Below are 22920 nucleotides of genomic sequence, written 5' to 3' on the forward strand. Positions count from 1 at the left end.
CCTGTCTCGCGATGGCTACCACTGCGCAATTGCGGGCCGCGCTGGCGGTGCTCCGCGCCGATACCGACGAAGCCGCCGAGCAAGCCCGTATTTCGGAAATGTCCGGAACCGATTCGGCAGCGGTCGAACACGCCCTGCTCGCCGGTTTGCTGTACCGGATGATGGGCGATGATCTACGCCACTCCCTGACCGGCGCTCCCGATCTCACCGCACTCGAGGAACGGGCCCGCGCCGCCGGGCCGGGTACCGCGACCTACGCCACCGACGATCGGGAACAACGCGAGGAGCATTGCGCCCAGGCGCATTTCGAGGCGTACTGGCTCGCCCATCGGATCGCGGGACTGCACTTCACCACCGTGCCGTCGGCCCCCGCGCTGCAGGCGGCCGCGCATACCGCCGAGGCCACCCGCACGCTGCTGCGTATCCATCGCGATCTGCTGGACGCGCCGGATGCCGGGCACCCCGCCTGGGAGGTGGTGATCGACCAGCTCGATCGAGCCCGCGACCTGGCCTTCGCGGCGTCTGCGGGTGCCCAGCCTCCGGATGACCAGCCCCCGGAAAGTCAGCCTTCGGTAGCTCGGCCCTCGGTAGCTCGGCCTTCGGACGCCGCCGCGGGAGTGTCGGAGATCGGTGTCGAGCGCAGCACCGAATGCCGCACACCGTAGGTGAAATAGACGACCAACCCGATCACCATCCAGATCAGGAATCGCAACCAGGTCTCCACCGACAGATTCAACATCAGCCACAGGCACGCCAGCACACCGAGAATCGGGATCAGCGGCACCAGCGGCACCCGGAATCCGCGCGGCAGATCGGGGCGGGTGCGCCGCAGGATGATCACACCGACCGACACCAGCACGAATGCGAACAGCGTGCCGATGTTCACCATTTCCTCGAGCGTGCCGAACTGCACGAATCCTGCCAGCACGGCACAGACCGTGCCGACGCCGATGGTGAGCGCAGCCGGAGTGCCGAAGCGCCCGGTCCGGGCCAGGCGACGCGGGAGCAGGCCATCGCGCGACATCGCGAACAACACGCGGGTTTGGCCCAGATACAGCACCATCACCACGGTGGTCAGACCGGCCAGCGCGCCGACGGAGATGATGTTCTTGGCCCAGGTGACCCCGTGCAGTTTGAACGCGGTGGCGAGGGTGGCGTCGTTGCCGGCGAGCTCGGTGTAGGGCACCATGCCGGTCAGCACCAGCGTCACGGCCACATACAGGATGGTGCAGATCAACAGCGAGCCAAGGATTCCGCGCGGCACATTGCGCTGTGGATTCTTCGTCTCCTCCGCGGTGGTGGCCACGACATCGAATCCGATGAACGCGAAGAACACCAGGCTGGCCGCGGCCAGCAGTCCGTACCATCCGAAGTTGCTGTCACCGGCGCCGGTCAGCCATTGGAACAGTGTCTGGTGCAGGCCCTCCCCGGTACTGCTGGGCTGAGACGGCGGAATGTAGGGCTTCAGATTCGACGGCTCGAAATAGGCCAGCCCCACCACGATCACCACAGCGATCACCGACAGCTTGATCGCGACCGCGATCGCAGACACCCGCGACGACACCTTGGTGCCGATCACGAGCAGCACCATCAGGATGACGATCAACAGGGCCGCGCCCCAATCGAATTCGACCGACCCGAAATGCACGATCGGCGAGCGCGAGCCCATCACCTCACCCAGATACTGCGACCATCCCTTCGCGACAACCGATGCGGCGAGGGCGAATTCGAGGATCAGGTCCCAGCCGATGATCCACGCCGCCAGCTCGCCGAAGGTCGCGTACGAGAAGGTGTAGGCACTGCCCGCGACGGGGACGGTGGAGGCGAATTCGGCGTAGCACAGGGCGGTGAGTCCACAGGCGACGGCGGCGAAGACGAAGGCCAGCGAGACCGACGGCCCCGCCACATTGCCGGCCGTGCGCGCGGTCAGCGTGAAGATGCCCGCGCCGACCACCACGGCGACACCGAAGACGGTCAGATCCCAGGCGGTCAGATCCTTGCGGAGTTTGGAATGGGGTTCATCGGTATCCCGGATCGATTGTTCGACCGATTTGGTTCGCAGCAGACCACCCCACCGGGGGTTCGGCACCGATCCGGCCGTGTTCTGCGTTGGCGTCGGCTCAGCCACACCCGTCTCCTCCGTTGTCACCGATCCCCCGTGACCCGCAGACAGCAACCTAACAGCACTCGGCAGTCAGTCGTCGCAACATGGTCGTGAAGGCCTTGCCCTCGGCCGATGCGGCCCAAACCGAGCGACCGAGAAAGTAGTTACGGTAAGCGATCCGGGCATTGCGCACCTGCCGACGAGGCGGAATCGTGAGGAAGTAATCGATTTCGGACAATTCGTAGACGATGTGCACGCGCGGGAAGAGGTCGGGCAGGACCTCGCGCTCCACCCGATGCAGCGGCCTGATCTCGCAGTAACCCCGCAGGAACGCGCCCAGTTGCCCGGCCTGCACCCGGGCCGGGCCGCCCGCGGCGATCGAGAGCCAGTCGACAGCGAAGCGTTCGATCGCGGTGGCGAGATCGAAGGCGGCCACGGTCCGGTTCGCCAGGCCGAAATCCACGACGGCGGTGACCCCGCCGTCCGACCAGAGCAGATTCGTGCCGTGCCAATCGTTGTGCGTCCACAGCGGGGGCAACGTCGCGACCGCGGCGGCGAGTTCGGATGCGGGGGCATCCGTCGCGCCCGGTAGCTCCATCGGCGGTCCGGCCTGCGACCGCACCGCGTCCGAGTATCGCTCGGCGGCCAGAAATCGGCCGACCTCCGGGCGGGCGGCGACGTAGCGGTCGACGGCCGCGGCCGGATCGGTGCACAGCCCGGCCAGCAACGGATGCGGCGGGCGCTCCGGTGCCTCGAATCCCACCGCGGCGAGGTGCAGGCGCGCGAGCATCGCTCCGGCCGCGGCCGCATCGGCGGCCGAGTGATAGGGGCTCCACGAGAAGTCGTCGCGGTACCGGTCCTCGCCTGCCCCGAGTTCCTGGATTTCGTAGGTGAACTCGCCGCGCTCGGTCGCCCGCACGCGAGGAATCGGAATGCCTTGTGCTCGAAGATGATTCATGAAGGCGTGTTCGGGGGCGAGGGTCCCGGGATCGCGCAGCGCCGAAGGCATCCGCTTCACCACGACTTGCGTTCCGTCACCCAGCCGCACCCGGGCCGTGGACGACAACGGCCGCCGGCTACGCCATTCGATCACGGGTGTCGCGCCGGGCTCGGCGAACAGATCTCCCAGCTCGCCGGGAGTCAGCGGGGAGAATGCCGGTGCGGCCGACCCACTTTCGCCCATCGCGAAGACCTGATCGCCCGTCTCCGCGGACTCGTCTCCCGCCCGGCTCAGGACGTCCGCTCCGGCTCGGCCCGGGCGGGCAGCCGTTCGAGACGGGCCAGCACACCGGTGCAGGCGGCCGCGGCCAGGAACGAGTACAGCGAGGCGGAGGACCACCAGCCGGGATGCACACCGACGAGGTCCTGCACCCGCAGCCAGATCCGCGCCCACCAATCCACCGATCCCGGATTGAGCACCTGGTACACGACGAAGCCCAGCAGCCACGGCACCAGCAGGAGCGGACGGGCGGGAGCGTTCTCGGACAGATCCCACCCACGACGGCCGCGACCGAGGAAGAAGTCGACCACCAGCACCGCGCACAGCGGGACGAACACCGATCCGATCAGCAGCAGGAAATTCGAGAAACCGGTGAAGTCGTGCACCCCCAGCGCCAGCACGGTCGCGAGCGCACCCACCGCTGCGGCCAGGAAGCGCCGATCCACCCGCGGCAGCAGATTCTGCAGCGACATCGCGGTGGAATACACATTGGCGAACGACTGATCCGATTCCCGCAGCACGAGCACCGCGAAGAACAGCCATCCGGCCGCGACGCCGAGGAAGGTGTCGAAGATCCGGTCCGGATCACCGCCGGCCTGCAGTAGCGCGACGATGCCGAGCAGATAGCACCAGGTCTGCGCGATCGAATAGCCGGCCATCGTGGCCCCGGTAGCGGCGCGAGCGCCGCGGGCGTGGCGGGTGTAGTCGGCGGCCAGCGGGACGAACGGCACCGCCACCGCCAGCGCGGTATCGACGCCGGGGAAGAATCCGCTCCACGACGTACCGGTCACCGGCGGCAGCGGTTGGCGCAGGAACTGAATCGTGAACCAGCCCATGGCCACCGCCACCGCGACCGTCACGTACTTGCGCAGAATGCGCAGCACGTTCAACGGCCAGATCGCCATCGCCGTACACAACGCACCGGCCCCGACAATCACCGCACCGTGCGGCAGATTCCCGTGGGTGAGCGCCGCGACCCCGCCCGCGATCACGGTCAGCTCGAACACACCCCACCCGATGCACTGCACGATGTTGGCCACGGTCGGCACATACGACAGCCGGGTGCCGAACAGTCCGCGGAAGTTCGCCATCGCCGGCGCGCCGGTGCGCTCGCCCACCGCGCCGGCGGCCGCCACCATCGCGGTGCCCAGCACGGTTCCCACCGCGGTGGCGAGGACCGCCGCCGTGACCGGCAACTGGCGATGGCCGGCCGGTTGCAGCACGTAGAAGGCTCCGGTGAAGCCGATCAGGCTCACGCCCAGGTTGGCCCAGAACGCGGCCTGATCACCGAACGACAGGGTGCGCGGCGGAGCGTTGGTCAGCAGCAGCGGGGCCTCGGCCGAGCGGTCTCCCGGCTGCTCGGGCAGAGTCGTCATAGCGAATTCATGCTATCGGGTGCCTCCGGTGGAAATTCGCCCCCAGCTTCGCTCCGGCGCCCGCAGTCGGTAACCTCGTCCCGGATGGTTAGCGTCTCCACATCCGCCCGGCCGCTGTCGGGACCTCGCATGCCGGGAGCCCACCGCATCGGTCGGCTCGTCTGGCTGGTTCCGGTACTGCTGGTCGCCCTGAGCGTGTTCTGGCTGTTGCGGCCCAGCTGGCCCCTGCAGCCGATCAAGCGCGAATTCATCGACCTCCAGGTGTATCGCCTGGGCGTGCAGGCGATGTGGGACGGCGCCGATATGTACGGCAGTCTGCCGAAAACCACGCTCGGGATCAGTCTGCCGTTCATCTATCCGCCCTTCGCCGCGGTGGCGCTCGGCCCGTTCGCACTGCTGCCGTGGAATGCCGCGGCGATCAGTTTCTTCGTGGTTTCCACGCTGGCGCTGGCGATCACGCTCTATCTGGTGGCCCGCCGGGTCTGGGGCAGCGGCGGCACCGAGGTGGTGCTGTGGGCCAGCGCCTGCGCGATTCCGCTGGGCATGCTGCTGGAACCGGTGCATTCGACACTGGATTTCGGGCAGGTCAATCTGCTGCTGATGGTGCTGGTCGCCGCCGACTGCCTGCCCAAACGCACCCGCTGGCCGCGCGGCGTCCTGGTCGGCATCGCCGCGGCGATCAAACTGACCCCGGCCGCCTTCGTCCTCTATTTCCTGGTTCGCCGCGACTACCGCTCGGCGCTCACCGCGGCGATCACCGGTGCCGTCGCCACCGGCATCGCGTTCGCCCTGATGCCGCATGAATCGGTGAAGTACTGGTTCGGCGGGATGGGCAATGTCTCGGGCCTCAGCGGGTCGGCTTTCCGGACCAATCAGTCGATTCAGGGCGTGCTGTCACGCTTCCAGGTCCCCGAACCGGCCTTCACCGCCCTGTGGGCGCTGCTGAGTCTGGCGCTGCTGGTGCTGGTGGTGGCGGCGATGCGGCGCGCGGTCGCCGATCCGGCGCTGGCCCTGGCGTTCAATGCCGTCTTCACCCTGCTGGTTTCGCCGATTTCGTGGTCGCACCACTGGGTCTGGATCGCGCCGGGCCTCCTGGCCGCCGTCGGCGTCGCGACTCGGCTGCCGCGCCGGTCGGCGATGATCTGGTACGCGATCATCATCGCGACCGCGGTCGTGTTCACCATCGGCCCGCAGAACTGGGAACCCGGCGACAACAACCGCGAACTGGCCTGGACGCCGTGGCAGCATTTGGTCGGCGACACCTATGTGTGGCTGAGCGTGCTGCTGGTCGCCCTGTATGTCGTCACCGCACCGCGGTCCACGACGGCAGAACCGCTGCTGCCCGTGTCGTTGCGTTCGCTGCGCACCAAGGTGCCCACCGAGTCCTGAGCCGACACGCCGGGCGCAATCGATCGGTAAATCTCCGAGGCATCCTCCGCCGCCTGCCACCCGGCGTCGGCGACACACCACCGGCGATTTCCCAACACCCCAGTCACCCTGCACTTCCGTCGTACCGTAGATAAATATGGACGACAACACGCCGACCGCGGACGGTGATCCCACCCGCCCGGATCGGCAGCTGATCCAGCGACGAGAGCAAGCCTGGAGCAACTACCAGCAGGCTTGCGCCGATCTCGCCGGTACCCGGATCCGCGCCAATCTCGGCGGATGGAAACGCTGGCTGCGCATTCTGCCCGGCGCGGCGGTCGATCAGGCCGAACGCCGCCGCGACGAGATCCGCGCCGAACTGGCGCGACATTGCGTCGGGGCCGACGACCGTCGGTGGGGCGTGCTGTCGGGCGGCGACACCGGAACCTTCGGTGGCTGTTTCGGACTCGAGCACACCATCGGTCAGCTCGCCGAGCGCTACGGCAAGGCCGATCCGCATTGGGTGCGCACCCTGCGCGAAACAGCGCGCAGAACCACCGATATCCGTCCGCTCGCCGCCGACGGTGACCGCACGGCCGTCAGCGATATCACCGATCGCGTGGTGCAAGCCGTCCGCATGGCGCCCGACGACGAGGCGCGACGCCGGCTCGTCGTGCACCTGCCCGGCGAGGTGCGCCCGGTGCCGGCGGATCCGGCGACGCTGGCCGGAGAATCAGGGACCGGTCGCGGTCCAGTTCGAAATCTATGCCAGCACCGTCAAACTCGATCACATCGATGTGATTCCGCCGCTGCGCCGGATGGGCCTGGGCACCGCGACGCTGCGCCATCTGTGCCGCACCGCCGACGCCCACGGCATGCATATCGTCGCGCAGCTGGTCCCCACGTTCCGCGACGACGATTCGGCGGTCCCGATCCTGGCGCGCTGGTTCCGCGAGCAGGGTTTCGAGGTGACCGAACGCCTGGGCGGGCGGGTCGTGCGAGCACCCGCCAGCATCCCCTAGCCGGTCGTCGTGGCCGCGCCGATCACCGTGTGCGCGTGAGGAATTCACCGATCGCCGGGGCCAGTTCGGCGGCGACCGGATCGTTGCTCACGCCGGGCAGCTCCCGCAATTCGGCATTCGGGAGCACCTCGGCCATCTTCTTGGCCCCTTTGGTGAGCGCGGGGGCGGAACGATCGCCGATCAGCAGCAGGGTCGGCGCCGTGAGCGCGGCCCAGTCTTCCGGCTGAATGGTCTCACCGCGCGAAAACGGTTTCAGCACAGCGAAATCGTGGGCCGTCGAATCGGCGGTGGCGACCAGCTTCTTCCACACCGACGACATCCGCATGACCGCGACGACCAGCCCCGGCACACCCATCACCTTGGTCATGTAGTACCGGACCGCACCGCTGCGCTTGCCTGCCGCGACGCGCTCGCGCAATTTCTCCTCCGCGTCCTTGGGCGGCACGTGATCCTTCGGGTCGACCACGAACGGCGGTTCGAACGCGACCACGTCGGTGATTCCCGTGATCGCGCCCGAGCGCGCGGCCAGCAGTGCCAGGATCGCGCCCGAGCCCCAGCCGAACAGGGCGGCCGATCCGCCCTCGGCCTCGACCAGCGCGCGGATGTCGGCGATCTCGTTGGCGCTGTCGTAGACCCCCGGCGAGTCCGCGCTGTCGCCGCGCCCGCGCCGGTCGTAGTTGAGCACGCGCAGGCCGTAGTTCTCGGCCAGCGCCTGCGCCAGCTCGACGGTGTTGGGGACCTGCCGATAACCGAAAGCGCCGCTGATCAGCACGACGGTTCCCGCACTGCCGGAACCGATCCGGTCGAAGGCGATGGTGGTGCCGTCCTGCGACGTCACGGTCTGCATGTCCTACTCCTTCGCGGGCCGGGTTCGGTTCGAAAGTACGCGATGGGTTCACGAGCTCCGGCGGGGCCGGTCGGTAGGCTCGCACGGACAGTATTCACGGGCGAGGGGGTGCAGTGGTGACGATGGTCGCCGGACCGCACGGACTTCCGCGCGTCAGCGGATTTCCGAGTTCGGATTTCGATCCCGGCTCGGACAAATGGTCGGGTGTCGCGATCGGCGAGGATCGCATCCGGGCGCTGGCGATCGGGGCGTACTACGGCCGCAGCTGGAGCTCCTACAACGACACCGTCGCCTTCCAGCCGGAACACCCCGGAAGTTCGGAGACCCGGCGCGAATCCACCATCGAGGGCCTGCACGAATCGTGGGGTGTCGACAACGCCGAGGATGCGCGCGACACCATCGGCCGGTTGCTGAGCGGGATGCACGCACCGCTGTTCGCGATGGTGCATCCGCTGGCGACCGCGGCCGCCCAGGACACCACCCGCGTCGACCGCACCGGCCTCGCCGACAGCCACCGCGAATTCCTGCACACCGTGTCCGAGGTGCGCGGCTACCGTGGCGTCAACGGCATCGACCGCGATTACGACGCCTGGTTGCAGGCCATCAAATTCGGCATCGTCGACCGGCTACCGCAACCGCTCAACACCGATGCCACCGCCTGGGACCTCTCGCGCATCGTCTTCATCGCCCGCGCCGCGCACACCGCCGGATATCTGGACGAGGACGAGGCGTGGACGCTGCTGGGCCGCGCGCTCGCCAAAGCCCAGCAGCACTACCGCAATTGGCGGCAGTTCGCGGCCGGCTTCCTCACCGGCGCCATCTTCTGGGCGGCCACCCAGGACCTCGCCGCGGCCAAGGAACAGGTCGACGAACGCCGCTGGATGATCCGCGGCCTGCTGATGCGTCCGTCGAGTCCGTGGCGGCGGGTGGCGCTGCATCCGGGCGCGCCGGTATTCGGCCTCTCCCCGTTCCACTGACGGCGGTTACTGCGGCATCGCGCGCAGAATGCCGATGCCCTCCCATTTGAACTGCTCGGTGTCGACCATGCCGAGTTTGCGCCGCTCCACCAGCAACTGCCATTCGCCGAACAGGTCCAGCGACGACGGACGCGCCATCACGATGGAACCGTCGACATGTTCGATCTCGCAGGCCAGCCGCACGGCACCGTCGACGCGCAGCAGATCCTCGGCCTCGGTGGAGACGAATTCCAGATCCGTGTTGCCGTCCGAAACGCGCAGCGTCGCCACCGATCCGGGCGGCGCGGCCACATCGGTGCGATCCAGCGCGGCCACCGGGAATTCGTAGGTGGCCCCGGCCGATACGAACAGCAGCCGCAGGGTGGTGACCACCACCAGCCCCGGCGCCCCGCGATGGCCGCACGGTGCGCATTCGAGGACGTATTCGTCCGGTCGGGCGTATGCGTGCAGGGCCGCCAGCTCCCGCGCGCACATTTCCGGGGTGCGCATCCGCTCGGCCGCGCGCGACACGTCTGGACGGATCGGACCGTACTGCCCCGGAACCGGCCGGGGCGGGGTCAGATTCGGCCGCTGCCGCACGATGCGCCGCATCTCGAGCAGATCGTCGCCGATCGCGCGGACCAGTGTGGCGGCCTGCGTGAACACCTCGGGTTCGAGGAAGATCGTCGCCGGATTGCGCCGGGTGGCAACGCCTTTGATCACATAGTCCGGCGCCCGGAAATACAGCAGGATCAGCAGGTCACCGCTGTCGGCCTCGGCGAGGCAGGCGTCACGCAGATCGCAGACCCGCACATCCATGGCGACATCGTCGTCGACGCCCAGCGGCGTGGTGGTGATCCGCCCGTCGGCATATCTGACCGCGGTCCGACGCCCCCACACCTCCAGCACTGCCGCATCCTTCCCATCCGACCCGGTGAGACCTCATCGGGGACGGATTCTACCGAGAGACCCCCGCCGTTCCGGGTATCCGGCGAACGCCGATCAGAGGTTTCCGGCGAACATGCTCGCGAGTCCGGTGGCGGTCGCCACGGCGGTGCTGCCCGTGCTGAGTGCGGCGATGAGAAGTGCGTATGTGCTACTCCGGGACACCACATCCCCCGACACGCGAACCGGATGGATGTGTCCGGCCCGTGAATGTGGGTGGCACACTGGCCGAATGCTCGGTGTACAGCCGGAGACAACCGAAATCGCGGAGCCGACCAGCCAACGGCGGCTGATCCGCTACGCCGTGCGGTTCGCTTACCTGGCAGCACTGGTCGCGGCCTTGATCACCGGAGCACTACCCGGTGGCCGCGTGCAGGAAGCCGCGTGGATGATCGGCGGCGTTCTCGCCTTCACCGTCGACCGGCCCTGGCGCGAGCACATCCGGGTACTGACCGACTGGCTGCCGCTGATCGCGGCGCTCATGGTCTACGACTACACCCGCGACCTCGCCGACAAACTCGGCATGCCGCTGCGCATGCACGAACTCGTCACCGCCGATCGCTGGATGTTCGGCGGCACCCTGCCGACGATCTGGTTGCAGGACCATCTGGCCGGCGACGGCCAGCCCTCGTGGACGCCGATCATCGGCGTGGTCTACACGACGCATTTCATCCTGCCCTGGGCGGTCGCGGCGATCTTCTACGTCTACTCCCGGCCGCTGTGGGTCCGGTATATGCGCCGGATTCTGCTGCTGTCGTATCTGGCGCTGGTCACCTATGTGCTGGTGCCCGCGGCGCCGCCCTGGTACGCGGGGCGCGAAGGAGCCATCCCGGAACATGTGCGGCGCATATCCGGTTTCGGGCTCGGCGTGGTCGATCCCAACGTGAGCGCGCAATGGCTCGAGGACCACGGCAACTACGTCGCCGCCGTGCCCTCGCTCCACACGGCGTTCTCGGTACTGGTGGCCGCGACGCTGTGGCCGCTCACGCGGCACTGGTGGCTGCGCGCGATCCTGGTGATCTATCCGTGCGCGATGGGCTTCACCCTCGTCTACGGCGGCGAGCACTGGGTCTTCGATGTGCTGCTCGGCGGCGGGTATACGGCGTTCACGATCCTGATCACGCGCCTGTGGGAGAACTGGCGGGCGGGGCGGGCACTGTTCGGTCCGCTGCCCGCGACCGGCCGGGGTGACGGGTCGGAGGCCGTGGTGCCCGCGGCCCAGGCCACCACGGTGTGACGAGCGTCTCTCCCCTGCGCGCCCCACGGAACAGGCGCAGGTGAGCAGTCGTTTCTCGCGGCTATCAGTGCGGTTCGGCGCGAAAAACCACGTGCTCACGTGTCCGGTTCACCGGAATACTTGCGCGGCACCGATGAGTTGAGTGGGTCACGGTCGTCAGGTCTGGTGTGGCGTTCGAGGCACAGAGGAGTGGCTCGACGTCGGTCGGACATTCTGCGTCGCAACACCCGGAGGTACACATGCCCGCCGAACCAGTCCATCACCCGGCCGGACGAAGAACCCCCGCGGTGATCCGGCTGCTGGTCCTCGCGACCTTCGTGGTGATCCTCAACGAGACCATCATGATCAACGCGATCCCCCGCCTGATGACCGATCTGCACGTCACCGAGCGGTCCGCGCAGTGGGTGTCGACCGCGTTCATGCTCACCATGGCGGCCGTCATCCCCGTCACCGGATGGTTCCTGCAGCGTGTCACCACCCGCCGCGCCTATGCGCTCGCGATGGGCGTGTTCCTCGCCGGCACCCTGTTGTCGGCCGCGGCGCCGTCGTTCGCGGTGCTGCTCGTCGGTCGCGTCGTACAGGCCGGTGGCACCGCGGTGATGATGCCGCTGCTCATGACGACCCTGATGACCGTGGTGCCCGAACACGATCGCGGCCGGGTCATGGGTAACGTCACCCTCGCCATCTCGGTCGCTCCGGCCATGGGTCCGGTCATCTCCGGCCTGGTACTCCAGATCGGTTCCTGGCGTTGGCTTTTCCTGCTGGTGCTGCCCATCGCCGGTGCGGTGACCTTCTTCGGCCTGCGGAAACTGGAGAACGTCGGCGAACCCGAGAGCGGCGCGATCGATTGGGCCAGTGTCGTTTTCGCGGCCCTCGGCTTCGGCAGCCTGGTCTACGGCCTCAGCCGGTTCGAGGTGGGCAACATCGTGATCCCGGCGCTGATCGTCGCCGCCGGCGTGGCCTTCATCGCGGTGTTCGCCACCCGCCAGATCCACCTCCAGCGCACCGGATCTCCCCTGCTCGATCTGCGAATCCTGTTGTCCGGCACCTACACCAAGGCACTCGTGCTGATGGCGGTGGCCTTCCTGGCGATGATGGGCTCGATGATCCTGCTGCCGCTGTACCTGCAGAACCTGCGGTCGCTGTCACCGCTGGAAACCGGTCTGCTGGTGATGCCGGGCGGATTGGCGATGGGTCTGCTGGGGCCGACGATCGGGCGCCTGTTCGACCGCTTCGGCGGGCGCATGCTGGTGATTCCGGGTGCGGTCGGCATCGCGGCGGCCCTGGCCGGCTTCACCCGCATCTCGCTGACCATGCCGTACTGGCAGTTGCTGGCGCTGCACATCCTGCTGATGGTGTCGCTGGCCGCGGCCTTCACCCCGGTCTTCACCCTCGGTCTCGGCGCGCTGCCGCAGCATCTGTACTCGCACGGCAGCTCGATGCTCGGCACCCTGCAGCAGGTGGCCGCGGCGTTCGGCACCGCCCTGGTGGTCACGGTGATGACCGCCCGCGCCACCACCCTCACCGATCGCGGGATCGCACCGCTCGTCGCCCATCTGTCGGGTATGCGGCTGGCCTTCGGGATATCCGCCGGCCTGGCGCTGATCGTCATCGTGATGGCGGTGCTGCTGCCCAACCGCTCGGCCTCCTCGGAGGCGGTCGTTCTCGACTCCGAGGATGTCGAGGACACCGAGATGGTCCGCGGCTGACCACGGCCCGAAACGCCCGCGAGACAATCGGTCTCGCGGGCGTCGTCGTGTCGGCTCAGCCGCGATCGGCGCCGGGACGAACCGGTATCGACACCGGCCCCACGGTGAAGAACGAAGGCGTATAAGGGATTTCGGCGGGATCCACGGCGAGACTCAGGTCCGGGAACCGCCGGTACAGGCTCGCCAGCCCGAGCCGGCCCTCCAGCCGAGCCAGCGGTGCGCCGATGCAGTAGCGCGGTCCGTGCCCGAATCCGAGGTGCGACCGCGGCGGGCGGGTGATGTCGAATTCGTCGGCGGTCTCACCGTGCTGCGCGGTGTCCACTCCGGTGGCTTGGTAGACGACGCCGACCGCCTTGCCCTTCGGAATCGGAACCCCGTCGATCGTCACGTCCTGCAGCGTGAATCGGAAACTCGTCATCATCACCGAGTGCCGGTAGCGCAGCGTTTCCTCTACGACGTCGGCCCACCGATCCTCCGCCTTCACCAGGGCCAGCTGGTCGGGATGCCTTCCCAGCGCAACGACCGCGTTCCCGAGCAGGTAAACGGTGGTTTCGTGGCCGGCGATCAACATCAGCCACAGAATGGCGACCAGTTCGTCAGTGGTGAGCCGATCGCCCTCGTCCCGCGCCCGGACGAGATCGGAGGTCAGATCGTCACCGGGCTCGCGCTGCTTGCGCTCGACCAACTCGTAGAGATAGCCGCGCAGCGCCACCTGCGTCGAGAACGCCTCCTCGGCCGAAATCTCTTGTGACAGTGAGGTCAACGTCCACTGCCGCAGCTGCGCCCGCTCCGATTCCGGTACGCCGAACAGCTCGCTGATCACCGCCATCGGCAGCGCGTCGCAGAACGCCGGCACCAGATCGACCGGATCCCCCGCGGCCGCCACACCGTCGAGCAGGCCGTCGATGATCGCCTGGATCCGCGGCTCCAGATCCCGTACCCGAGCCGGAGTGAATCCCTTCCCGACCAGGCCGCGCAGTCGCCGATGGTCCGCACCGTCCTTGGTCGACAGATGATCGCCCTGCACGATCGCCCGGAACGGCCAGTCCTCGGGGATCGAGCCGTCGTAGAGGGCGGGCCAGTGTTTCGGATCCCGGGCGAAGGTCTTGTTGTCGCCGGCGAGGATCTCCTCGACCGCCCGATGGGAGAGCGCGAGGTAGGCCGGAACCCCGCCGGGGAAGTCGACTTCGACCACCGGAGCGGTCTTGCGTAGGCGTAGGCAGGTATCGAGGGGGCGTTCGTTCGCATCGGGAAAAGCAGGTCGGTTCGTCATCACGGAACCCTTCGACTGTCGACGTGCCTGCGCACGCGAGGGATGAGACCTGTTGCCCGCGAGATCATCTCAGAATCGCGGTGCCGCGGGAGCCGGTCGAGCACCACCGGTGGGGAGAGTCGATTCCCTTCGGCTCGGGTCGCGCGCGACGACGCGGCGGCACTTCCGAATTAGAACGTGTTCTATATTCGAGACGACCGTTCCGGCGATACTCGGGAGTTGACGACATGTACAAGTGGTCCGACGAAGATCTGATGCTTCGCGACGCCGTGCGCGGCTTCATCAAGAAGGAGATCGAACCGCATGTCGACCGGCTCGAAAGCGGGGCACTGCCGCCGTTCGACATCATCCGCAAGCTCTATGCCACCTTCGGCCTCGACGAGATGGCGCGCGAGGGGCTGGCGAAATCGCTGGCCCGCGAGGAAGCCGGAACGCCGGGGAAGTCCGGCGGTTTCAGCGGTTCCGGCAGTATGGGCGTCATCCTCAACAGCGAGCTGGCCGGAGTGAGCCTGGGCCTCGTCGCGTCGATGGGCGTGAGCCTCGGCCTGGCCGTCGGCACCATTCGCAGCCGCGGCACCCTCGCGCAGAAGAAGCGCTGGCTGCCCGAGCTGGTGACGTTCGAGAAGGTCGGCGCCTGGGCGATCACCGAACCCGATTCCGGCTCCGACGCATTCGGCGGTATGAAGTCCTACGTCCGCCGCGACGGCGAGGACTACATCCTCAACGGCCGCAAGACCTTCATCACCAACGGCCCGTACGCCGACGTGACCGTCGTCTACGCCAAACTCGACGAGGAGGACGGCACCGATCGCCGCGACCGCAAGGTGCTGACCTTCGTCCTCGACAAGGGCATGCCCGGTTTCGTGCAGAGCGCGCCGTTCAAGAAGATGGGCATGAATTCGTCCCCCACCGGCGAACTGGTCTTCGACAACGTCCGCCTGACGCCCGACCGCCTGCTCGGCGAAACCGAGAATCCCGCCAAAGGCGACGGCAAGGACAGCGCCAAGGAATCCTTCGCCGCCGAACGCATCGGCATCGCCTCCCTGGCGCTGGGCATCATCAACGAATGTCACTGGCTCTGTGTCGATTACGCGAAATCGCGCACGCTGTGGGGCAAGGAGATCGGCCACTTCCAACTCATCCAGCTCAAGCTCGCCGAGATGGAAGTCGCCCGGATCAACGTGCAGAACATGGTCTTCAACGCCATCGAACGCACCGCGGCCGGCGAATCCGTCTCTCTCGCCGAAGCGTCCGCCATGAAGCTCTACTCCTCCCGCGCCGCCACCGAGGTCGCCATGGAGGCCGTCCAGCTGTTCGGCGGCAACGGCTACATGTCCGAGTACAAGGTGGAACAGCTTGCCCGCGACGCGAAGTCGCTGATGATCTACGCCGGCAGCAACGAAATCCAGGTCACGCACATCGCGAAGGGCCTGTTGAACGCGTGACCCGCAGTCCCCTGCCGCACCACCGGCAGGGGACTGGGATCCGTTGCGCCCGGCTTCGACACCGAACTCTTCGTGCAAACCTCGGCGAGAATGCGAGAAGACCGCGCGATCGGGTGCGGTTTGCACGATCAGTTCACCGCCGGGCCACGGGCCCGGTCCGCGTGACCGGGGCCCTCCGCGTCAGATGCGCTGGTCCGCGAGCTGCAAAACCAGGCAGGCGACGGCCAGAGGCAGGAACAGCCCCACGGCCAGATAGAAGGTCTGCGCATAGTCGGCGACGCGGATGTGGGTATAGGCCGCGCAGACGAAGTAGAGCACCAGGCCGATCGCGGCGGCCGTACCCACATACGGCACCCCGAGCACACCCAGCAGCAGGCCGGCCGCACCGGCGAGCTTCAAGGTTCCGATCGGAAAGGTGAGCCAGGACTGCAGAATCCCGGCGGTCTCCATCGCGGGCGCCAATGTGGCCATGACCGGGGTGAATCGGGTGACGGCGGCGACCCCGGAGAAGGTGTTGGCGGCGATGGTGACGAGCATGACGGTCAGATAGGCGACGAACATCGGAGCCTCGCTCGGTCGACAATTAATACGGTTTCCCAACTATATCGTTTTCATACGATATGGGATAGAGTGGATTCGTACGCCGAGCAGTCGCCACGGCGACGCTCCCATCCGAGCGGAGGACCGCACATGTCCGATGACCTCTCCGTCTCCGGAATCGACCCCACGACGGTCGATTTCGAGCAGCTCTACAGCGGCGCCGCCCTGGCCCCCGGCCTTCGACTGGAGAAACCACCGTGGGATATCGGCCGCCCGCAACCGCTGCTCACCGCCATGGAACGCGCCGGCCGGATCACCGGCGAGGTGCTCGACGTCGGCTGCGGCCCGGGAGACACAGCCATCCACCTCGCCGAACTCGGCTACCGAGTGACAGGTCTCGACATCGCCCCCACCGCGATCGACCAGGCCCGCAGCCGCGCCGCGGGCCGCGATCTCCCCGTCACCTTCGCCGTCGCCGACGCGACCACCCTCGCGGGCTACGACAGCCACTTCGACACGGTGGTGAGCAGCGCCCTCCTCCACTGCCTCTCCCCCACCCAGCGCCGCTCCCACATCGCCGCCCTCGCCCGAGTGACGAAGCCGGGCGGCCGCCTGATCCAATTCAGCTTCGCCACAACGGAACACGCGCGGCTGTACGCGCCTTACCCGCTGTCCGAGCCCGAACTACGCAGCGAATTCACCACACCGGACTGGAACATCACGACCCTGAGACCGGAGTTCATCGAGGCAGTGAATCCGCCGGAGGAGGTCCGGAAACTGTTTGCCTCGAAGGGTTTTCGTCCAGACGTGGACGAGACCGGTGGGCTGCGCCTTCCCGTTCACTTGCTGGAGGCGCGGCGGGTGTAACCGATCCGGGTCTCGGACGAGGGGCGGTGCTCGGGTCGAGCCGGCCGGCTGCTCCCGGCTGCCTCGGCCGACCGTCGCTCAGTGGGAGTCCCGGGCCGCCTGTTCGATCACCCCGGCCACCACATCGGGCTGGGACACCGCGACAGAGTGCGATGCGGCTACCTCGGTCACATGGGCGTGGGCGCGTTCGGCCATGAAGCGCTGGGCCGCAACCGGGATGTTCTTGTCCTCGGTCGTGATCACATCCCAGCTGGGCTTCTCGGTCCACGCGGCGACCGCGGCCTTCTCCTCGAGCGCGGACTGTGCGATCGGCCGCTGCGTCGCCGCCATCAGGGCGGCGCGGTCCGGGGCGACGTCGGCGGCGAACTGGTCACGAAACTTGTCCTGCTGAATGTAGAGGTCTGTGCCGGTGCTGCCGTCGATATTCGTGATCGGCACGGGATCGAGCGTGCCCGGCAAGGTGGAACCTTGCGAACCGCTTGGTCAATCCCAGTGCTGTTTCCCCCGTCGCCGGCAGGAACGCCGCCACATAGACCAGGCCCTTGACCTGATCATTCCCGGCACCCGCCGCACTGATGACCGACCCCCCGTAGGAATGCCCGACCAGAATCACCGGCCCGTTGATATGGCTGATCAAGCCACGCAACCCGGTGGCGTCCGCGGCGGGCCCGCGGAGCGGATTCGCCGCGGCGACAACGGGATAGTGGTCGGCGCGCAGCTTCTCTATGACACCGTCCCAGCTGGAGGCGTCCGCGAACGCGCCGTGCTCCAGCACGATCGTCGGTTTCGGCGCATCCTCGCCGGGACCGGCCTGGGATGTCGTTTCGGCAGCGCAGGCAACGACCACACTCCCCGCGACGACAACCGCCGCGACCGCCGAAACCGTCCGGACAACGCGCCGCCGCGTGCGGCCACGTCCGACTACGACCATGTGATTACGCCCTTCGAACGAGTGGTGCGGATATGCGATCCACTCTGCGTGGCCGGCCCGCAGCCAGGCATCCGTCGGATGACGCTGTCGGCGACGTAATCAGCCCCGGCCCCCGCGATTACGTCGTCATCAGCGTCATGCGACGGATGTCGCCGCCGGATTCCCGGACGACAGTGAGTTCTGTCGTTCCAACCGAGGAGAATCCGATGAGTACCCCCACCCTCGCTACCGCGAAAACCGAACGCGCCGCACTGATCCGCCTGTACGTGAGCCGCGGCGTGCTCGCCCTCGCATGGGCCGCCGTCTTCGCCGCCGCACACGAAACCCTCGATGCCCTCGCCGTCGCCTTGCTGGCGGCGTACCCGTTGATCGACGCCGTCTCGTCGCTGATCGACTACAAGGCGACCGATGCGGGCCCCGAACGCCGGGTAACCGCCTTCAACGCCGCCCTGAGCACCCTGGCAGCCGTCGCGGCCGGTACCACCGCAATCACCGGCGGCGTAGGCCCAACCCTCGCCACCTTCGGCGCGTGGGCGGTCCTCTCCGGTGCGGCCCAGGTCGCCGTCGGCCTGTACCGCCGCAGTCCCGAACTGAGCAAACAGTGGCCGATGTTGATCGCCGGCGGCCTCTCGTTCCTGGTGGGCCTGTTCTACATTGACCAATCTTTCGGTGACGCACCGACATTGGATGTGTTGTCGGTGTACGCAACCGGTGGCGGCGTCTTCTTCATCGCCCAGGCCGCGCTCCTGGTCTGGAAGGGACGATCGACTCCGGTTGTCGCCGAGTGATCCTCCGCGACTCCAGCCCTTGCCCACGTATCCGCACCCGATGCTCCGGATACGTGGGCAGACCCGCGTGGCGGATGCGGGCGGAATTCCTTGCGCGGCGCCGCGAGCTATCCGAGCGCTGTCCGGCCGCATGGATGAGCCAAGGCGTATCAGATGGCAAAGTGGTCCGCACTATCTGCGGCTTCTGCGCCTGCGTCGAATCACCCGCGCGGCCTCCTCGACGCACGCATCGAGGTACCTGTTCACATCGGCGGCGGCATATCGCAACAGGAACCATCCGGCGCCCAGCAGGGCATTCTGACGCCGCCGATCAAGTCGGAACCTCAGTGCATCGCTGTGGAATTCACGACCGTCGATCTCGATGATCGTCCGCGACCGTTCATCGACGAGATCACCGATGTACTGTCCGATCGGCTGATTCAGGAGCAGACGAAGACCGCGCCGCGCCAGCGCGCGAGCGAACATTCGCTCCGGCTCCGAGGCGGCATCGAATGCGGCGCAACGCAAATGCTCCCGCAAATGCGCCGAGCCGTACTGGCCGACGGTCAGGTCCGACAAGGCGGGGGCCACCGCACGGGCATGGTTGTCGACCATGCGGCCCGCCTCGGCGGCGGGCAGGATCGGCAGACAATCGAGCAACGTGCGGGACCGGTTTGTCACCGCAAACCCCCAGGCCTCATCGATCCAGTCGGACCGTAAATTGCGCCGGATCAACCGAAGCCACTCCGGCGTCGCTCGATACCGCGCCCGAGGCACAGTCGCCTCGACCGATTCGGGTTCCGGCAACATTCCCCACAGCCACGCCGCAGTGCGATGACTCAACACCGCCTCCGGCAACCATGCGATCACCGCCTCACACCTGGTGCGCTGGGTAACCCTCCCGACCGCATAGATCCCCGGCAACACACGTGTGTATTCCCCGCGGCGACAGCGAGCGGTGATCGTGGCCGCCGAGACTTCGCGCATCAACTCCGCCCTGGTTCGAATCACGGTCACCGATGATTTCGGCTCGGTGACAGGGGGATCCGAAGCTCACCTGGGCGAACGGCAGACCTGTGAATCAGCACGCGCCTGTGGATAGGGCGAACAATCCGTGCAAACCTCCGCAAGAATGCGAGAAAGCCGCACAATCAGGGTCGGTTTGCACGATTAATTCACCGTTTCTCGACGGATGGAGCCGTGCAGGGAGTTCGGCCCGACCATGAAATCGCCACCGACCGAGCTTCCGTACCGGCCGTGAGCGATGTCACCGACGACCGCAGAGCAGACGAGCGCACGATGTCCCTGAACAGGCTCTCCCGCAATACATTTCGCCACCTGCCGGTCTACGTGAAGACTTTCGGCCAAATGGGCGCCTTACCGCCGGGCTGGCGTCCGGATGTTCCCCATGCCTGACCCTCAAGCTGTCCGAACTCATCGAACTGCAACCGCGCCCCGCTGGATCGGCCTCGAGCGCGAAGTCCACAGGTGTTGCTTCGCGCTAACAGCCTCGGCTCATCCACCTGCCCCAACACCGCCGGGACCGGACAGCCGGAGCCGTGGTGCAGCCGACGCGCGGCTTCGAAGCGGGGCCTCATGATCCCCGCGCATATCAACGGTCTTACTGCACGAACGAGCCTCTGGTCGTAGCGTGGTAACCATGGGTGTGGGGCAGAAATACGACGACAGCGGCATCCCGCCGAACGACCTCGGCCGCCGCCTGCGCGAAATCCGCGCCTGGCGCGGCCTGAGCCTCGAAGCCGCCGCCGGACTCGCCGGAATCTCCTACGGATACCTCGGAAAGTTGGAGCGAGGCGAGAAGTCGCTGGAGAACCGGCGCACCACGAGGCGATCGCGGCCGCACTACGCGTGGCGCCGAGCGAGTTCTCACCGGTGCCATGGCAAGCCGAGCACCCGAGCGCCAACGATGCGGCCTATGCCGGACTGGTCGCGATCGAAAACGTGCTCGACATCTTCGAACTGGGTGAAGACCCCGGGCTACCGATGCGGGAGTGGCCGGCCATCGCTGCGGACATCCAGCGGCTGATCGAACTGTCGCAGGGCACAGCGGATTACGCTGCGCAGGCGGAGTTGATGCCGAAGCTGCTCGGTGAACTGCATGCGGTTTATGTCCGTTCTCCCGTACATCGACGCGAAACCCTGATCGGGATGATCTGGTGCTATGCAGCTGCGATGTGGACGAGTAAGCGCCTCGGCGGCCGCGGCCTTCCTCTGCTGGCAGCCAAAGAGGCGCAGCACTGCGCCGAGGCTCTGGAATCGCCTGCATGGCAGGGATTCACGGCATGGCTGCGCGGAGACGCAACAGGCGGATTGTCACGGCCGGAACAGTATCGGCGCGCCGTGCGCGTGGCCGACGAGTTGCGCCCACATCTCGATGACGATGATGTCGTGCAGGCGTACGGGATGCTTCATCTGTCCGCGGCCCTGGCAGCAGCCGTACAGGGCGATCGAGACACCGCCGAAACACATCTCGGCGAGGCCGACGATATCGCTCGACGCCTCGATACGGAGGTGGGCTCGTTCGGACATATGTTCTTCGGTCGCGCGAATGTCGGGATCTGGAAGGCCACGATCGGGAACGAATTCGGCGACAGCAGGAAGGTGGCCGATCAAGCGCACCGGGTGAACGTGGCTGCGCTGCCGAGCGCTTCGAGGCAGGCCGAATTCCACATGGAGATCGGCCGAGCACTTCTGACGGATCGCCGCCGGCGGGAAGAAGGAATCGCCACCCTGATGCGAGCGGAACGCCTTGCACCCCAACGCGTCCACGCCGACGTCTTCGTGCGGGAAGCGGTAGCCGACCAACTCCGCACCGCCCGCCGCGATGCCGGCGGCCGCGAACTACGCGGCCTGGCATGGCGAGTCGGCATCGCCCCCGACTCCGGCGACACCCGCCGCTAACCTGCACGCCGAGCTCGAGCGTCGAGTCCGCACGCCGGCCCCTGCCCTCCTAGCCGTCGAATCCGCACGCCGAGTTCGACCGACGACCCCACATGCCACGTCCGCACGCCGATCCCACAGGCCGCAAGCAAGGTTCGAGCGTCGGGTCCGCTCGTCGACCCCACGCGACAAGTGCGAGCGCCGAGTCCGCGCGACGAGAGATCACCGTCCTCATCCGAACAGAACGCCCTAGACGCCAGTCCGGAAACCTGCGCCACAGCCGCCGCGGTGGCGAGCGAACGCATCTGCGCAGACGATTTCCCCGAAAAGCAGTGGCCGACCAATTCCGCGCCGCCGCTGCGATGCCGGTCCTCCCGCGAACCACGCGGCCTCACACGGCGAATCGGCATCGCCCCGGGCTCCGGCGAGACCCGCCGCTAACCCCCCGCACGCCGAACCCGAGCACTGAGCCCAAGCGCTGCCCCGGATCCCGAGTCCACGCGACGGCGTCGCCCCGACCTCAGCGAGATCCGCCGCTGATTCCGCGCGCCCAACCCACACGGCGAGTCCGAGAGCGGGGCCGCGCGTCGGCCCCCGGCGCGCCTCGACCGAGCATCGAGTCCGCAGGTCATCCCCGCACGCCGAGCCCGCGCACATGGCCCGCACGCCGAGTCCGTGCACCTGGGCCCTGCACGCCGATTTCTGGCGCGACCCCGCACACCTTGTCCGAGCTGCGGGTCCGTACGCCGATCCCACACGGCGTATACGAGCGCTGCCCCCGAGCGCTCTTCCCGAGCGCATCCCCTGTCGCCCTTGTCCTTTCAGGACAGAAGGCGCGTGACCGGCCTCATACCTTGATATACGGCCCCATCGCCGGGTCCGTAGCCGGCCGAACCCTGGCTCCTCGGCGGTGGGCGCTCTTGCCGACCGAGGGGATGGAGGGGTGCGTTATGAAAGGCTGTGACTGGATCCTGTTGCTGCTCATCGCAGCACTGCTCGGACTGACCTTCGCGTTAGCGCGCCTACCCCTGCGAGGTGAACGCCGCCGCAAGGACTCCCAGCGGTGACGCCCACTCATCCGATCGCGCTCGGCTGGGTACATCCCGAATCCACCGCCCCGGACTGGGACACCGCCCAAGTACGCCGCCTGGCCACCCGTCTCGGCTACCGCCTTGTGTGGGTCCCGGAATCCAGCCGCATCCCCCTGGTCGACCAAGTCCGCGCCACCGGCGCCGAAGCCGTAATCGCCCGTCCACACATCATTTCGACTTCCTCACCCTGAACGCGGTGATGATGCTCGCCGACGTCGAAACCGTCCACCCAAGGCTGTCCTTCGGGTTGAGTCCAGCAGGATGGTGTACGACGGGCCCTCAGCGAAGTCTGGGCGTGTCGTAGCCGAGTAGAGGGTGGTCA

23 protein-coding genes and 1 pseudogene are annotated in these 22920 nt (G+C 67.4%); 13 read left to right on the top strand and 11 right to left on the bottom strand.

Features of this window, described 5'->3' with window-relative positions; all coding sequences use genetic code 11:
* Positions 1-11: 11 nt before the first annotated feature.
* Entirely contained in the window at positions 12-665 is a 654-nt protein-coding gene (locus A5789_RS28705) for a hypothetical protein (protein ID WP_064902072.1), read from the top strand.
* On the opposite strand, the gene A5789_RS28710 is transcribed toward A5789_RS28705, so the two are convergent.
* From A5789_RS28710 to A5789_RS28720, 3 genes are all read right to left on the bottom strand, one after another.
* Positions 563-2089: an amino acid permease gene (locus tag A5789_RS28710; protein WP_063009474.1), complete on the bottom strand. Its 1527-nt coding sequence runs from the start codon at positions 2087-2089 to the stop codon at positions 563-565. The two genes, A5789_RS28705 and A5789_RS28710, sit on opposite strands and share 103 nt — an antisense overlap.
* Positions 2090-2177: 88 nt before the next feature.
* The gene (locus tag A5789_RS28715; protein ID WP_064902073.1) at positions 2178-3287 is read right to left on the bottom strand and encodes a phosphotransferase enzyme family protein; all 1110 of its coding nucleotides are present in this window, start codon (positions 3285-3287) and stop codon (positions 2178-2180) included.
* A 47-nt stretch (positions 3288-3334) separates the two neighbouring features.
* Positions 3335-4699 (bottom strand): cytosine permease, encoded by a 1365-nt coding sequence (locus A5789_RS28720; RefSeq protein WP_064902074.1) that lies wholly within the window; start codon positions 4697-4699, stop codon positions 3335-3337.
* An 84-nt stretch (positions 4700-4783) separates the two neighbouring features.
* Here A5789_RS28720 and A5789_RS28725 point away from each other — a divergent pair, with 84 nt between their 5' ends.
* A complete protein-coding gene (locus A5789_RS28725) occupies positions 4784-6088 on the top strand; it encodes a glycosyltransferase 87 family protein (RefSeq protein WP_082941023.1) in 1305 nt (434 codons plus the stop codon).
* Between the two features lie 103 nt (positions 6089-6191).
* On the opposite strand, the gene A5789_RS28730 is transcribed toward A5789_RS28725, so the two are convergent.
* Positions 6192-6746, bottom strand: coding sequence for a hypothetical protein (locus A5789_RS28730; RefSeq protein ID WP_064902076.1), 555 nt, complete (start codon positions 6744-6746; stop codon positions 6192-6194).
* A gap of 118 nt (positions 6747-6864) precedes the next feature.
* Between A5789_RS28730 and A5789_RS28735 the strand changes: the two genes are divergently transcribed.
* Positions 6865-7089, top strand: a complete 225-nt coding sequence (locus A5789_RS28735) for a hypothetical protein (RefSeq protein ID WP_064902077.1) — start codon at positions 6865-6867, stop codon at positions 7087-7089.
* A 22-nt stretch (positions 7090-7111) separates the two neighbouring features.
* On the opposite strand, the gene A5789_RS28740 is transcribed toward A5789_RS28735, so the two are convergent.
* A complete protein-coding gene (locus tag A5789_RS28740; RefSeq protein ID WP_063009399.1) occupies positions 7112-7936 on the bottom strand; it encodes an alpha/beta fold hydrolase in 825 nt (274 codons plus the stop codon).
* Positions 7937-8058: 122 nt separating this feature from the next.
* Here A5789_RS28740 and A5789_RS28745 point away from each other — a divergent pair, with 122 nt between their 5' ends.
* Positions 8059-8913 carry a DUF1266 domain-containing protein gene (locus A5789_RS28745; protein WP_063910627.1) on the top strand — a complete coding sequence of 285 codons (855 nt, stop codon included), beginning with the start codon at positions 8059-8061 and terminating at the stop codon, positions 8911-8913.
* A 6-nt stretch (positions 8914-8919) separates the two neighbouring features.
* Here A5789_RS28745 and A5789_RS28750 read toward each other — a convergent pair whose 3' ends face one another.
* The gene (locus A5789_RS28750) at positions 8920-9801 is read right to left on the bottom strand and encodes a hypothetical protein (RefSeq protein ID WP_064902078.1); all 882 of its coding nucleotides are present in this window, start codon (positions 9799-9801) and stop codon (positions 8920-8922) included.
* A 268-nt stretch (positions 9802-10069) separates the two neighbouring features.
* Between A5789_RS28750 and A5789_RS28755 the strand changes: the two genes are divergently transcribed.
* Positions 10070-11074, top strand: a complete 1005-nt coding sequence (locus tag A5789_RS28755; protein WP_064902079.1) for a phosphatase PAP2 family protein — start codon at positions 10070-10072, stop codon at positions 11072-11074.
* A gap of 239 nt (positions 11075-11313) precedes the next feature.
* The gene (locus tag A5789_RS28760) at positions 11314-12783 is read left to right on the top strand and encodes an MDR family MFS transporter (RefSeq protein WP_064902080.1); all 1470 of its coding nucleotides are present in this window, start codon (positions 11314-11316) and stop codon (positions 12781-12783) included.
* A gap of 55 nt (positions 12784-12838) precedes the next feature.
* Here the strand turns inward: A5789_RS28760 and A5789_RS28765 are convergent, their stop codons facing one another.
* A complete protein-coding gene (locus A5789_RS28765; protein WP_082941024.1) occupies positions 12839-14056 on the bottom strand; it encodes a cytochrome P450 in 1218 nt (405 codons plus the stop codon).
* A gap of 227 nt (positions 14057-14283) precedes the next feature.
* Between A5789_RS28765 and A5789_RS28770 the strand changes: the two genes are divergently transcribed.
* A complete protein-coding gene (locus tag A5789_RS28770) occupies positions 14284-15501 on the top strand; it encodes an acyl-CoA dehydrogenase family protein (protein ID WP_064902082.1) in 1218 nt (405 codons plus the stop codon).
* Between the two features lie 180 nt (positions 15502-15681).
* Here the strand turns inward: A5789_RS28770 and A5789_RS28775 are convergent, their stop codons facing one another.
* On the bottom strand, positions 15682-16062 hold the full coding sequence (locus A5789_RS28775; protein ID WP_064902083.1) for a DoxX family protein: 381 nt from the start codon (positions 16060-16062) through the stop codon (positions 15682-15684).
* 129 nt (positions 16063-16191) lie between these two features.
* On the opposite strand from A5789_RS28775, the gene A5789_RS28780 reads away from it, so the two are divergent.
* Entirely contained in the window at positions 16192-16908 is a 717-nt protein-coding gene (locus A5789_RS28780) for a class I SAM-dependent methyltransferase (protein ID WP_064902084.1), read from the top strand.
* Between the two features lie 78 nt (positions 16909-16986).
* Here the strand turns inward: A5789_RS28780 and A5789_RS38120 are convergent, their stop codons facing one another.
* Complete coding sequence (locus A5789_RS38120) at positions 16987-17346, bottom strand: alpha/beta hydrolase (RefSeq protein WP_227462952.1); 360 nt, start codon at positions 17344-17346, stop codon at positions 16987-16989.
* The gene (locus tag A5789_RS28785) at positions 17279-17839 is read right to left on the bottom strand and encodes an alpha/beta fold hydrolase (protein WP_227462951.1); all 561 of its coding nucleotides are present in this window, start codon (positions 17837-17839) and stop codon (positions 17279-17281) included. The genes A5789_RS38120 and A5789_RS28785 overlap by 68 nt, the downstream gene beginning before the upstream one ends.
* A gap of 206 nt (positions 17840-18045) precedes the next feature.
* On the opposite strand from A5789_RS28785, the gene A5789_RS28790 reads away from it, so the two are divergent.
* On the top strand, positions 18046-18627 hold the full coding sequence (locus tag A5789_RS28790) for a hypothetical protein (RefSeq protein WP_064902085.1): 582 nt from the start codon (positions 18046-18048) through the stop codon (positions 18625-18627).
* Positions 18628-18798: 171 nt separating this feature from the next.
* Here A5789_RS28790 and A5789_RS28795 read toward each other — a convergent pair whose 3' ends face one another.
* Positions 18799-19593 (bottom strand): DUF559 domain-containing protein, encoded by a 795-nt coding sequence (locus A5789_RS28795; RefSeq protein WP_082941025.1) that lies wholly within the window; start codon positions 19591-19593, stop codon positions 18799-18801.
* A gap of 270 nt (positions 19594-19863) precedes the next feature.
* Here A5789_RS28795 and A5789_RS37025 point away from each other — a divergent pair, with 270 nt between their 5' ends.
* From A5789_RS37025 to A5789_RS36065, 4 genes and pseudogenes are all read left to right on the top strand, one after another.
* Positions 19864-20022: a hypothetical protein gene (locus A5789_RS37025; RefSeq protein WP_156747565.1), complete on the top strand. Its 159-nt coding sequence runs from the start codon at positions 19864-19866 to the stop codon at positions 20020-20022.
* Positions 20023-20266: 244 nt separating this feature from the next.
* Positions 20267-20419, top strand: a pseudogene (locus A5789_RS38685) (helix-turn-helix domain-containing protein); the annotation flags it as partial.
* A gap of 80 nt (positions 20420-20499) precedes the next feature.
* On the top strand, positions 20500-21528 hold the full coding sequence (locus A5789_RS28800; RefSeq protein WP_227462954.1) for a hypothetical protein: 1029 nt from the start codon (positions 20500-20502) through the stop codon (positions 21526-21528).
* A gap of 1042 nt (positions 21529-22570) precedes the next feature.
* A complete protein-coding gene (locus A5789_RS36065; RefSeq protein WP_227462950.1) occupies positions 22571-22789 on the top strand; it encodes a hypothetical protein in 219 nt (72 codons plus the stop codon).
* Positions 22790-22920: the final 131 nt, after the last annotated feature.

Source organism: Nocardia sp. 852002-51101_SCH5132738 (assembly GCF_001665695.1).
Taxonomy (GTDB): Bacteria; Actinomycetota; Actinomycetes; order Mycobacteriales; family Mycobacteriaceae; genus Nocardia; species Nocardia nova.

Coding starts and splice junctions, on each gene's coding strand:
- A5789_RS28720 (WP_064902074.1), bottom strand. CDS start 4,699: ATGACGACTCTGCCCGAGCAGCCGGGAGACCGCTCGGCCGAGGCCCCG.
- A5789_RS28755 (WP_064902079.1), top strand. CDS start 10,070: ATGCTCGGTGTACAGCCGGAGACAACCGAAATCGCGGAGCCGACCAGC.
- A5789_RS28780 (WP_064902084.1), top strand. CDS start 16,192: ATGTCCGATGACCTCTCCGTCTCCGGAATCGACCCCACGACGGTCGAT.
- A5789_RS28725 (WP_082941023.1), top strand. CDS start 4,784: ATGGTTAGCGTCTCCACATCCGCCCGGCCGCTGTCGGGACCTCGCATG.
- A5789_RS28775 (WP_064902083.1), bottom strand. CDS start 16,062: ATGTTCGTCGCCTATCTGACCGTCATGCTCGTCACCATCGCCGCCAAC.
- A5789_RS28785 (WP_227462951.1), bottom strand. CDS start 17,839: ATGGTCGTAGTCGGACGTGGCCGCACGCGGCGGCGCGTTGTCCGGACG.
- A5789_RS28715 (WP_064902073.1), bottom strand. CDS start 3,287: ATGGGCGAAAGTGGGTCGGCCGCACCGGCATTCTCCCCGCTGACTCCC.
- A5789_RS28740 (WP_063009399.1), bottom strand. CDS start 7,936: ATGCAGACCGTGACGTCGCAGGACGGCACCACCATCGCCTTCGACCGG.
- A5789_RS28770 (WP_064902082.1), top strand. CDS start 14,284: ATGTACAAGTGGTCCGACGAAGATCTGATGCTTCGCGACGCCGTGCGC.
- A5789_RS28760 (WP_064902080.1), top strand. CDS start 11,314: ATGCCCGCCGAACCAGTCCATCACCCGGCCGGACGAAGAACCCCCGCG.
- A5789_RS28795 (WP_082941025.1), bottom strand. CDS start 19,593: ATGCGCGAAGTCTCGGCGGCCACGATCACCGCTCGCTGTCGCCGCGGG.
- A5789_RS28705 (WP_064902072.1), top strand. CDS start 12: ATGGCTACCACTGCGCAATTGCGGGCCGCGCTGGCGGTGCTCCGCGCC.
- A5789_RS28765 (WP_082941024.1), bottom strand. CDS start 14,056: ATGACGAACCGACCTGCTTTTCCCGATGCGAACGAACGCCCCCTCGAT.
- A5789_RS28745 (WP_063910627.1), top strand. CDS start 8,059: ATGGTCGCCGGACCGCACGGACTTCCGCGCGTCAGCGGATTTCCGAGT.
- A5789_RS28790 (WP_064902085.1), top strand. CDS start 18,046: ATGAGTACCCCCACCCTCGCTACCGCGAAAACCGAACGCGCCGCACTG.